This window comes from Shewanella sp. (assembly GCF_051658185.1).
GTDB lineage: Bacteria > Pseudomonadota > Gammaproteobacteria > Enterobacterales > Shewanellaceae > Shewanella.
In genome coordinates this window covers 1-11,943 of sequence record NZ_JBOFMC010000066.1, presented here as the reverse complement: position 1 = coordinate 11,943, position 11,943 = coordinate 1, and the positions used below count along the sequence as shown (strand labels likewise).

General features: G+C 48.9%; 12 protein-coding genes. 5 read left to right on the top strand and 7 right to left on the bottom strand.

All coding sequences use genetic code 11. The annotated features are described in order from the left end of the window. The 4 genes from argA to radC all read right to left on the bottom strand — a co-directional run. The coding region (gene argA / locus ACRCZA_RS02850) for an amino-acid N-acetyltransferase (RefSeq protein WP_438672973.1) at positions 1–1,307 on the bottom strand (1,307 nt) is incomplete at its 3' end. Between the two features lie 321 nt (positions 1,308–1,628). Then, positions 1,629–1,802, bottom strand: coding sequence for a 50S ribosomal protein L33 (rpmG, locus tag ACRCZA_RS02845; protein WP_007651290.1), 174 nt, complete (start codon positions 1,800–1,802; stop codon positions 1,629–1,631). A 6-nt stretch (positions 1,803–1,808) separates the two neighbouring features. Then, positions 1,809–2,045 (bottom strand): 50S ribosomal protein L28, encoded by a 237-nt coding sequence (gene rpmB / locus ACRCZA_RS02840; protein WP_006079870.1) that lies wholly within the window; start codon positions 2,043–2,045, stop codon positions 1,809–1,811. A gap of 121 nt (positions 2,046–2,166) precedes the next feature. Further along, positions 2,167–2,844 (bottom strand): RadC family protein, encoded by a 678-nt coding sequence (gene radC, locus ACRCZA_RS02835; RefSeq protein ID WP_047534447.1) that lies wholly within the window; start codon positions 2,842–2,844, stop codon positions 2,167–2,169. Positions 2,845–2,974: 130 nt separating this feature from the next. Here radC and coaBC point away from each other — a divergent pair, with 130 nt between their 5' ends. The 4 genes from coaBC to folE all read left to right on the top strand — a co-directional run bounded on the left by coaBC (position 2,975) and on the right by folE (position 6,197). Beyond that, complete coding sequence (coaBC, locus tag ACRCZA_RS02830) at positions 2,975–4,246, top strand: bifunctional phosphopantothenoylcysteine decarboxylase/phosphopantothenate--cysteine ligase CoaBC (RefSeq protein ID WP_438672974.1); 1,272 nt, start codon at positions 2,975–2,977, stop codon at positions 4,244–4,246. Beyond that, positions 4,243–4,701, top strand: a complete 459-nt coding sequence (gene dut / locus ACRCZA_RS02825; protein WP_438672972.1) for a dUTP diphosphatase — start codon at positions 4,243–4,245, stop codon at positions 4,699–4,701. Before coaBC ends, dut begins: the two co-directional genes overlap by 4 nt. 33 nt (positions 4,702–4,734) lie before the next feature. Then, the gene (slmA, locus tag ACRCZA_RS02820) at positions 4,735–5,328 is read left to right on the top strand and encodes a nucleoid occlusion factor SlmA (RefSeq protein ID WP_438672971.1); all 594 of its coding nucleotides are present in this window, start codon (positions 4,735–4,737) and stop codon (positions 5,326–5,328) included. 224 nt (positions 5,329–5,552) lie between these two features. Beyond that, positions 5,553–6,197, top strand: coding sequence for a GTP cyclohydrolase I FolE (gene folE / locus ACRCZA_RS02815; RefSeq protein WP_438672970.1), 645 nt, complete (start codon positions 5,553–5,555; stop codon positions 6,195–6,197). Between the two features lie 60 nt (positions 6,198–6,257). Here the strand turns inward: folE and pyrE are convergent, their stop codons facing one another. Further along, on the bottom strand, positions 6,258–6,899 hold the full coding sequence (gene pyrE, locus ACRCZA_RS02810; RefSeq protein ID WP_438672969.1) for an orotate phosphoribosyltransferase: 642 nt from the start codon (positions 6,897–6,899) through the stop codon (positions 6,258–6,260). A 190-nt stretch (positions 6,900–7,089) separates the two neighbouring features. After that, positions 7,090–7,803, bottom strand: a complete 714-nt coding sequence (gene rph, locus ACRCZA_RS02805) for a ribonuclease PH (RefSeq protein WP_438672968.1) — start codon at positions 7,801–7,803, stop codon at positions 7,090–7,092. A gap of 202 nt (positions 7,804–8,005) precedes the next feature. Between rph and ACRCZA_RS02800 the strand changes: the two genes are divergently transcribed. Then, complete coding sequence (locus ACRCZA_RS02800; protein ID WP_438672967.1) at positions 8,006–8,869, top strand: YicC/YloC family endoribonuclease; 864 nt, start codon at positions 8,006–8,008, stop codon at positions 8,867–8,869. 715 nt (positions 8,870–9,584) lie between these two features. On the opposite strand, the gene ACRCZA_RS02795 is transcribed toward ACRCZA_RS02800, so the two are convergent. Next, complete coding sequence (locus ACRCZA_RS02795; protein ID WP_438672966.1) at positions 9,585–11,561, bottom strand: methyl-accepting chemotaxis protein; 1,977 nt, start codon at positions 11,559–11,561, stop codon at positions 9,585–9,587. Positions 11,562–11,943 lie beyond the last annotated feature (382 nt).

Here is an 11,943-nt window from a genome sequence, read left to right as displayed (position 1 = left end):
GCGAGAATTTTGGAGCGGCGCTGGTAGTTATACAGCTGCTTTTTCTTCTGCGGCAACGCATCCACATCTTCAATCACAAAGCCGTGCTCTAAAAACCAGTGAATGCTGCGGGTTGTTAACGCAAACAAGCGGGAGTAACCGCGGCTACGGGCCTGACCGATAATGTTTTTAAGCAGTAAACTGCCACGATCAGCATCGCGATAATCAGGATGCACCACAAGGCAGGCAAACTCCCCAGCGTGATCCTCTTCAAAGGGATACAGCGCCGCACAGCCAATCACTAAGCCATCACGCTCAATCAACATAAACTGCTCGATTTCAATCTCAAGCTGCTCACGGCTTCGGCGCACCAAGACGCCCTGCTCCTCTAACGGACGGATCAAATTGAGAATGCCGCCAATATCGCTAATCGAGGCGCGGCGTAAACGCTCGGCGCTTTCGGTCACAATTTGTGTACCAATGCCTTCGCGGGAAAACAGCTCCTGCAGTAAGGCACCGTCATCAAGGTAACTGACCAAATGGCAACGAGGTACCCCATTGCGACAAGCGTCAATACTGGCTTTGAGGAACGCCATAGTACCAATACAAGCTGACCCCTGCTCTGCGAGCTTATTAAGAATGTTTTGCGCATCATTTGGCATTAACTCGGCGATCACCTCCCCATTGCGATCGAGGATGCCGTTTTGTGCGCTAAAACCGATCATCTTGTCGGCTTTAAGCTTAATGGCCACTTGGGTCGCGATCTCTTCCGCGGTCAAGTTAAAACTCTCACCGGTCACAGAGGCGGCGATCGGCCCCATTAACACGATACAATGATTATCGAGTTGCCGTTTCAAGCCCTGCACATCGATCCGCCGCACTTTACCGCTCAGGCAAAAATCCACGCCATTATCGACGCCCAGCGGTTGAGCGATCACAAAATTACCACTGACTAAGTTGATTTGCGCGCCCTGCATGGGCGTATTACTTAAACTCATGGATAAACGGGCGGTGATATCAAACTGCAACGCGCCAGCGACCTGCTTAATCACTTTGAGGGAATCCTCATCGGTGATGCGCACACCACCATGGTAAGCAGGCTCAATGCCATTGGCGGCTAAGGCGGCATCGATCTGCGGTCTCGCCCCATACACCAGCACCACTTTAATGCCCAAGCTATGCAGCAAGGCCACATCATTTAGAATGGCGCGAAATTGGGGTTGCGCCAACGCCTCCCCCCCCAGCATCACTACGAAGGTTTTGCCTCGATGGGCATTCACATAGGGAGCCGAATGCCGAAATCCATCAACCAATTCAGTGGTACGCACGCGTTATTTACACCTCATCTCGACGCTAGCCATGTTAATTCAACATGACTGCAATGCTTTGTTAATTTTTGCGTATGGTATTGCATTTTAATTCACATATAAAGAATTTATTTTCACATAAATGCGATTTTATTACGCTAAAGTGCTTAGAATTGCAATAACCAACCGGATAACCAGCATCAGGCGGTTTCTGCGGTTTCCAGAGTCAGGAAAGGACTAGAGTGTGCGCGGCCAACGTCACAATGGGATGACAGTTTCCTAAAAAATGGGCAAAAAAAAGCCCCTTAGATAAGGGGCTTTTCTCGAAACAGGAAACCAAGATTACTTGATTTTTGCTTCTTTGTAGATAACGTGCTGACGAATAACGGGATCAAATTTTTTGATTTCCATTTTTTCTGGCATGTTACGCTTGTTTTTTTCAGTTGTGTAGAAATGACCAGTTTTAGCGCTTGAAACTAATTTGATCTTCTCACGATTACCTTTAGCTTTAGCCATGATCTATTACACCTTCTCGCCACGGGCACGAAGTTCAGCAACAACAACTTCAATACCTTTTTTATCGATCAGACGGATACCTTTAGTAGATACACGTAACTGCACGAAACGCTTTTCTTCTTCTAACCAAAAACGGTGGTTTTGTAGGTTAGGTAAAAAACGACGACGGGTCGCGTTTTTTGCGTGCGAACGGTTGTTACCAACCATCGGCTTCTTGCCAGTAACTTGGCATACTCTTGACATGTCAATCTTCTCCAAAAACAATTTTAACGCTCGAGCATTAATGTACCTCGTATGGCCGTCGCCCGAGGCACAAAGAGGGCGCATTTTATACACGATCACAGAGTGAAGATCAAGTGTTAGATTAATTAATCCAGCCTCGTTCCGCAAAAGAAACTATCTCTCGATCACCTACAACCATATGATCCAGCAAGGATACGTCTATGGTTGCTAACGCATTTTTTAATCGCTCAGTTATTCGTCTGTCAGCCTGACTGGGCTCGGCAATACCAGACGGATGATTGTGACACACTATAACGGCAGCTGCCTTTTTTTCAAGCACTAAGCTCACCACTTCACGCGGATACACTGAGGCTGAATCTATGGTGCCGCGGAATAATTCAACAAACTGAATTACTCTATGCTGGCTATCCAGCAGCAAAATTGCGAACACTTCATAGGAACGATCGGCTAATTGTCTCATTAAATAGTCCCGAGTTAAATCGGGATTTGTCAAAACCTGACCTCTATGCAGATTTTCTTGGGCGACACGCCGCGCTAATTCAGCCGCAGCTTGAAGCTGGGCGTATTTTACAGGGCCTACGCCCGGAAGTCGACACACCTGACTTTTGGGGGCACAAAGTAGGCTTCTTAGCCCGCCAAATTCTTGAATGAGGGCGCGAGCCAAATCCACCGCATTCAGCCCCGACAGGCCATTACGTAGTAATACCGCCAGTAATTCCGCATCAGACAAATGGGCCGCCCCCTTTTGCAAGAGCTTATCCCTTGGTCCCTCTCCTGTTGGCCAGTCCTTTATCGTCATAACACCTCCCTGTGATTACACACGCTGACTTAATTGCAGCTTACTGAGTATGGTTGAGTTTTTTTGAACTAGGATAGTCACTCACATTCGCTGCTTTGTGATATGGTTGGCGGCATGATTTCAATCTCGGATAATGTCTGTGAGTCTGACCAATAAAAACATTCTACTGGGGATTGGCGGCGGCATCGCTGCCTATAAAAGCGCTGATTTAGTCCGCCGTTTAAAAGAGCGCGGCTGTGATGTTCGTGTCGTCATGAGTCAGAGTGCCATGGAATTTATTACCCCGCTAACGCTGCAAGCGCTGTCTGGGCACCCGGTCGCCTCAAGCTTGCTCGATCCGGCGGCAGAAGCGGCGATGGGCCATATTGAACTGGCGCGCTGGGCGGATTTAGTGATTATCGCTCCCGCTACGGCGAATTTACTCGCGCGCCTTACGGCCGGTATGGCCGATGAGTTAATCACCACCGCCTGCCTTGCCACCGAAGCTCCCATTGCACTGTGCCCAGCGATGAATCAACAGATGTATCGCAATGCCGCCACCCAAGCCAATTTAGCCTGCCTTGCTGAGCGAGGATATACGCTGTGGGGCCCTGCAAACGGCAGCCAGGCCTGTGGCGAAATCGGCCCAGGGCGAATGTTAGAGCCGCTGGATATCGCGATAATGGCTGAGCAATTTTTTAGCCAAAGCGCAACGCCAGCCGTTGCAGCGCCCAATCCAACCGTTGCAGCACCCAATGATGACACATCCGCCAAGCCGCTATTAGGGCAAGCGGTGCTGATCACGGCTGGCCCCACTCGGGAAGCCATCGATCCGGTCAGGTATATTTCCAACCACAGCTCCGGCAAAATGGGCTTTGCTCTGGCAACAGCCGCCGCGCAACTAGGCGCTGCTGTGACGTTAGTCTCAGGACCGGTAAATTTACCCACCCCTGAGGGCGTGACCCGCATCGATGTAGAATCCGCGCAAGAGATGCTTGACGCAGTATTGGAACACGTTGATAAAAAACACATTTTTATCGGATGCGCCGCTGTTGCTGACTACCGGGTGCAGGCGCCTGCCAGCAGCAAAATCAAAAAGGCGACCGAAGAAATGCAACTTGCGCTGGTGCGCAATCCTGATATCTTAGCCACGGTTGCACATCTACCCCATCGTCCTTTTACGGTAGGATTTGCCGCCGAAACCCATGATGTAGAAGCCTATGCCCGCGATAAACTCAAACGTAAAAATTTGGATATGATCGCCGCAAACGACGTTTCCGTTGCCGGCCTCGGTTTTAATGCCGATACCAATGCACTACGCGTGTTTTGGCCACAGGGCAACCAAGAATTCCCTGCAACTGACAAACTCACGCTGGCACGGCAATTACTTTCGTTGATAGTGAAAGAAAAACAAAAAACATGAAAACGCCCATTGAATTAAAAATCCTCGACTCTCGTATTGGCTCTGAATTTCCACTCCCAGCCTATGCCACCCCCGGCAGCGCTGGCATGGATCTGCGCGCCATGATAGATACCACCATGACCATCGCACCCGGTGAAACTCGGCTTATTCCCACAGGGATTGCCATCCATGTAGCCGATCCGGGGCTGGCGGCGGTGATCCTGCCACGCTCAGGCCTTGGCCATAAGCAAGGGATTGTGCTTGGCAATTTGGTTGGGCTTATTGACTCGGATTATCAAGGTCCGCTCATGGTCTCTTGTTGGAACAGAAGCAACACGCCATTCACCCTCGAGATTGGCGATCGTCTCGCCCAACTGGTGTTTGTTCCCGTGGTGCAAGCGCAATTCAAACTCGTTGATGAGTTCGACAGCTCAGATCGTGGTGAAGGTGGATTTGGCCATTCTGGCACCAAATAACCCTCTGATCGTTATTGAGCGAAGGATACTGCAATGGCTGTAAGCCCCAAAATTAATCGTCGTGAACACATTTTGCAATGTCTAGCACACATGCTAGAAACCAGCCCAGGCCAAAGGATCACCACCGCAAAGCTCGCGGCGCAAGTGGGTGTCTCCGAAGCGGCGCTGTATCGACATTTCCCCAGTAAGGCACGGATGTTTGAAGGGTTAATTGAGTTTATTGAAGAGTCGCTGCTGTCGCGCATCAACCTCATCATGGATGACGAGAAAGACACGATGAAGCGCTGTCAATTGGTACTGCAATTATTGCTGATCTTTGCCGAGCGTAATCCGGGGATCTCCCGAGTGCTCAATGGTGATGCATTACTCGGTGAAAACGAGCGACTACGCAGTCGTATTGGCAACTTATTTGCCAAAATTGAAACCCAGTTAAAGCAAATATTACGGGAAAAAACCCTGCGAGAAGGCAAAGGCTTTAACTTAGATGAAGCCATCTTGGCCAATTTACTGCTCGCCTTTGCCGAGGGGCGTATCGCCCAGTTTGTGCGCAGTGAGTTTAAACTCAAGCCAACCACCCATTTTGATGAACAGTGGCGTTTTATCCAGCATCAACTATTGCAAAGTTAATTTCAGATTAGCCAATAACATACAAATAGCCGATACCGATTAAGTCTATCGGCTTTTTCATCGGCTAAACGCGCGTTTTTCAGTATGAATTCGCGGCAATTCGCGCTATTCTGCCCCACCTTGTTCTTGCCCTGCGAGAACATCCCGAATATGAATGCAAGGTAGGAGCACCAGTACCTGCATCGGTTTCCAATGATAGCCGCTACGTCTTAGTGGAGGATAAAATGGCACTCAGTGAAGCAGCAGTAAAAGTACAAGCCGCCCTGCAGGAACGTGGGCTTGAAACCCCCATGCTCCCCAACACTTATAGCCGTGAAGAGCGCAAAGAAAAGATTGAACAACACATGAAGGAAATCCTGACCTTAATGGCACTGGATTTATCCGATGATAGCCTCGCAGAGACACCGCGCCGCATCGCCAAAATGTACGTCGATGAAATCTTTTCTGGCTTAGATTATGCCAATTTCCCCAAGATCACCGTGATCGACAATAAGATGGGCTTCGATGAAATGGTGCGAGTGCAAAACATTAGCCTCACCAGCACCTGCGAACATCACCTCGTGACCATTGATGGCACTGCGACGATTGCATATTTACCAAGAAAGAAAATTATCGGTTTATCAAAGATTAATCGTATCGTGCGCTTTTTTGCCCAGCGCCCACAGGTGCAGGAACGGTTGACACAGCAAGTGCTCGTGGCGCTGCAAACCCTGCTGGAAACTAAAGATGTGGCAGTAAAAATGGATGCGGTGCATTACTGCGTTAAATCCCGCGGGGTGATGGACTCCACCAGCTCCACCACCACCACGGCACTGGGCGGCGTGTTTAAATCCAATCCCGCCACCCGCGCCGAATTTTTGCAGCAATAACACCTAGGAGCCTAGGTTTTAGGCTCTAGGCTCTAGGCTCTAGGCTCTAGGCTCTTCAGCTTAAATCCCGTATTGCTCGCGGTAACGGCTGACCGCCGCAAGCTGAGCTTCCATTCCTGGTTTTTCAGAAAGGTAGCTAATTAAATCAGCCAATTTAATGATGGCGACAATACCGCAGCCAAAATCGCGCTCAACCTCTTGAATAGCCGATAGTTCGCCTTTGCCTTTCTCTTGTCTGTCCAGCGCGATCAGCACCCCTGCCAATTGCGCCTGATGAGCCTCGATAATTTCCATCGACTCACGAATAGCGGTCCCAGCGGTGATCACATCGTCCACCAGCATCACTCGGCCTTTTAACTCACTGCCTACCAAGTTACCGCCTTCGCCGTGATCTTTTTTCTCTTTGCGGTTAAAGCAGTAAGGGATATCGATATCATGGTGTTCACATAAGGCCACCGCCGTGGTGGTGGCGATCGGAATACCTTTATAGGCCGGGCCAAAGAGCAAATCATATTCAATGCCCGAATCCACCAAGGCCGCAGCATAAAACCGACCTAACCGCGCTAAATCACGACCCGTATTGAATAAGCCCGCATTAAAGAAGTAAGGACTGATACGGCCCGATTTCAGGGTAAACTCACCAAACCGCAATACCTGACGCTCTAAGGCAAATTCAATAAACTCACGTTGATAGGCTTTCACACTCTCTCCTTACGGCTTTATTTTGTTATCGGGGAAATATTGTTAGTTGTTTATCGGTCATCTAGGGATAGCCTAACGGCTGTCCATCACCCTAAGCTTGCTCGCGCTGCCCTACAGCCTATTCGCCGCTTGGGGGCCACGCGCATAAGCCAATAAAAAGCCCCATGACGGGGCTGTTATCGCAACGGGATCAATTTAATGCGGCTTTTTGCACATCGACAATTTCGCGAATACTGTTCTTCGCTAAGCCCAAAAGCTCAATTAACTCTTCATGGCTGAAGGGTTCGCCCTCGGCGGTGCCTTGGATCTCAATGATCTTGCCAGTTTCGGTCATCACGACATTCATGTCGGTTTCAGCGGCGCTATCTTCAATATACTCAAGATCGCTTATCGCCTCACCCTTATAAATTCCAACACTCACAGCAGCAATCAAGAATTTAAGCGGATTGGCTTTAATAATCCCCTTCGAGCGCGCCCAATTAAGCGCATCGACTAACGCCACGCACGCACCAGTAATTGATGCGGTGCGGGTGCCACCGTCGGCTTGGATCACATCACAATCGATCACAATCGTGTTTTCACCCAGCGCTTTCATATCCACACACGCACGCAGCGCACGACCGATAAGACGTTGAATTTCTTGGGTACGGCCAGATTGCTTACCACGAGCCGCCTCACGATCCATACGGCTATGGGTCGAACGGGGCAACATGCCGTATTCCGCCGTCACCCAGCCTTGACCTTGACCCTTAAGGAAACGTGGCACACCCTCAGTAAAGCTGGCGGTACAAAGCACTTTGGTTTCGCCAAACTCCACTAACACAGAACCTTCGGCATGAGCCGTAAACTGGCGAGTGATAGTAATGGGACGAGTTTGTGCTGGCGTTCTGTTACTTGGACGCATGCGAGATTCCTGTATTGTGAGTCATTGACCAATTTTGGCTGGATATTATAGGGGCTTGCGCCCGAGGATGCCATGCCTAGGGCAATTTCCTGACACACGCATCACACCCAGACACCGCCCGATTTGCCGCATCTCTTTAAACCTTGCGCCATTGACTCTATAATCGCGCTTCACTATGCCGATTACACCATTAGGACAACCCATGATCCAAAGCATGACAGCCTACGCTCGCATCGAGCACAAAGCACAATGGGGCACCGCCTCCTGGGAAATTCGCTCAGTCAATCAACGCTATCTCGAAACCTATCTCCGTTTACCCGAGCAATTTCGCAGCTTTGAACCCGTACTGCGCGATCGCCTACGTAAACGCTTAAACCGCGGCAAAGTTGAAGTCAACCTGCGCTACGAGCTGGCCGACAACAATAATAACGAACTCAAGCTCAATCAGGACCTTGCCAAACAGTTGCTCACGGCGGCCAACTGGCTAAAACAAGAGGCCGGGCAAGGTGATATCAACCTCACCGACATCCTCGCTTGGCCAGGCGTGCTCGCGAGTGCCGAACAGGATATGGACGCCATTGGTGCTGATTTACTCACCGCCTTCGACGCCGCCATCGATCAATTTATTGAAGCACGCGGCCGTGAAGGCAGCGCCATCAAAGACATGCTGTTAAGCCGCTTAGATGGCGTGAGCGAGCAAATCGCCATCGTGCGCCAACACATGCCAAAAGTGATGGAATATCAACGGGAAAAACTCACCAACCGCCTTGCCGAAATCCAAGGTGAACTCGACCCTGCGCGCATCGAGCAAGAAATGGTGCTACTGGCGCAAAAGCAAGATGTCGCCGAAGAGATGGATCGCCTCGAAGCCCATGTGGTTGAAGCCCGCCGCATCCTCAAAAAAGGCGGCAGTGAAGGTCGTCGCTTAGATTTTATGATGCAAGAATTTAACCGCGAATCAAACACCCTTGCCTCTAAATCCATCAGCACTGACATCACCTCAGCCGCCGTTGAGCTCAAAGTATTAATCGAGCAAATGCGCGAGCAGATCCAAAACGTTGAATAATGTTTTTAGCTGTTGACACCCGTTAAAAATGCATCATAAAACCAGGCGCTTGCCTGGTTTTATGTTTTATATGTTCGCAATTGTTGGCTATTGTCGCTGCCAAAATGGGACTAAAGTGGTGACTAACATGGCTTAGCATCACTAAAAACGCTTAAAGATGCACAACATTTCCTGAACAGCCACAGTGACGTCAGTCCATCAATAATAGGCAAATTACCGCCTGTATTAAGACGGCTGTGCTTAGACAAAAAGCCATCGGGGATGGACTGCATATCCGCGTTTAAACAGAGGGACGCTTACTGGGAGATAGGATATGACGTTAAGGTAAGCGGCGCGCCATAATATTTGCAAGCGGTGTTTACGGGCGATGTTTACCTGACCATGCCCTGAGTGGAATCAAAAGCACAAGCCACCAAAATCAACCTGTTAGCCGAACAAGGGGCTGACGCTCTCGCACCACGTGAACGCCAACAAGCAGAATCGATTGTCACGGTTACCGAGCGATTTACCCTGGGTATCAGTCGGTGGCAGCATGCCTAAAGCATCCTGAAATCCCCATGCGTATTACGATACCGATGCGCCTAATCGATCAATGCGCATCGATGCCAATTAGACCAATGCGCAAGCATGCTAATGATAACCCCACCCTAGCCCAATAAAAACTCCCCTCGCCGTGCTGCGAGGGGCTAAATAAGTGATGTAAACCACTCACTCATTAGGTTTTAAATTTACTTAACAGTAAATTCAGATCATTGCTGCTGCGATTCAGCATTGAGGCTTGTTCTACCACGCTAGAAAGCCCCTTATCTGTCGTCAACGACAAATCGTTCACTCGCATCACATTGCGTTCAATTTCTTTCACGGCTTCAGCCTGCTCAGCTGTCGCACAGGCAACCTGATCGGCCTGCGAATTAACCGAATGAAAGGCTTGCGTGATAGAAAGCAGCGCTTCACTGATCTGAGCAATTTTATTTACGGTGTCGTTTGCACTCGCACGGTTTGTTGCCATGGTATTTGCCACCGCTTGGGTGTTACTTTGAATGCCATCAATGATTTTATGAATGCTCAAGGTAGACTGTTGAGTTTTGCTCGCCAAGTTACGCACTTCATCAGCAACCACGGCAAAGCCGCGACCGTACTCACCCGCGCGCGCAGCCTCAATCGCAGCGTTCAATGCCAACAGGTTGGTTTGGTCGGCAATTTCTTTGATCACCTGCAATACGTCACCGATTTGCTTGGCATCAGAAAGCAGGGCTGTTACACCACGCTCAGATTGGGTCAGTTCACTGTCAAGTTTGAATACCTGTTCGCTGGTTTCTTCAACCAGCGCGCGGGCATCAGACACCTTAACTTCGGCCTCTTGGACATTTTGACGAGTAATTTCAGCATTCTGCGCGATGTCTTTCACCACATGATCCATTTCATTGGTCGCGGTCGCGATAACGGCGAGTTCATCGCGTTGGCTCGCCATGTTTTTAGCCGCATATTCTAATGAGGTGGTCACTTGATGGGTCGCGCTTTTCACATCCGCAGAGACTAATTTTGACTCGTTAATCAGTTCGCGGATCTTAGCATTGTAATTGTTAAACCCTTCCGCCAGTTTGCCCACCTCATCTTCTGAATTAACCATCAGTTGTTGAGTTAAATCGCCCTCACCTTGAGCCAGCGATACCAAACTTTCGGAAATATCGTTTACGCCCTTCAGCGACTGATTGATAACGAACATCGCCGTCGCCCCAACCACACCAATCACTAACAAGGAGCCCATCACCACGGTCCATAACAAGGAGGATAACTGTTCATCCATAATGGCGTTGGGCACCATGATAGCCACATGCCAATCTAACTTTGGATGATCAAGTTCCACAGCTTCAACATAGGTTGTGTAAGTGCCACCGTTAAACTCAACGGTATTAAAGGTTTTATTGGCCGAAGCCACTGATGCAAAGCCTTTATGCTGGCTGTCCAACTTGCTCAAGGTGAGCTTTTCAGTCTCTGCCGCAGTCATGCCTGAGAACAGGATTATTTTGCCTTCATCGTCAAACACAAACATCTTCGCTGCTTCACCGAAGGGCGTTTTACTGACCAGCAACTCTTGCAAAGACTCAAGTTTGATATCTGCCCCGGCAATGTAAGCTAGATGGCTGCCCTCATAAATCGGCATATAGATTGAACCGTTCATTTGACCAGTACGAATGTCGATCATGGTCGTCGCCCAAGCCCTTTGCTCTTTCTCACTTTTGCTCCACCAAAAGCGCGCTTTCAAGTTTGTGTTTGGATCGTGGTAACGGCCTGACTTGTCGAAATATTCTCCAGTATCACCTACCGCGTAAAACAGGCTAAAGAGCTGTGGATCGTGGCGATTCATTTCCTTAATTAACGCATCCAACTCATTGAACAAGGGATCCTGATCGACCTCTGAAATCGTCGTGCGGTGTGAGGCAAATTTATCAAGTGCAGGCAAACGAGCGAATACATCGACTTTGGCTTGAAACTTAGCAAAGTACCCCTGGGTGTTTAAGGTGCGCTGCTTGACGATACTCGCCATGCCGTTTTCTAACTCAGAACGTGCAATATCGGAAAAATGATGAAACAGTTGCCAACCCGCGATAGAACACGCCAATGCAATGATAGAAACAATACCCAACGCGACTTTTGCCGAAAGTGATTTTTTCTTTTTTATTATTATCATGTAAATTTTTACCCCAATTGAAAAAGCTCGGCTCGCATCATATTACAATGTCGCAAAATGATTGACTGTTATCTTTAAAAAAACCAAATTATGGTAATTATTGATATCAATAGGATTTTATAGTCACGCCCGGATTCACTCAAGAACTTATCGCAACAACTTCTTACTCCAAGAAAAATCCTTAACACTGGCCATAGCAATAAAATTATCACAATTACTCAACAGCTTATGTTAAATCGTAGATTATTACGGCCGCCTCCCCTCCCACCTCGCGAATAGCGGGAAAAATAGTGTTGTTTGCCACGGTTTACCGCATATTTTGACCCATCATTAAGCTCTGAACTAATGGGTTTTACCGCCTCGGTTGGTGCCGTAAAAACGG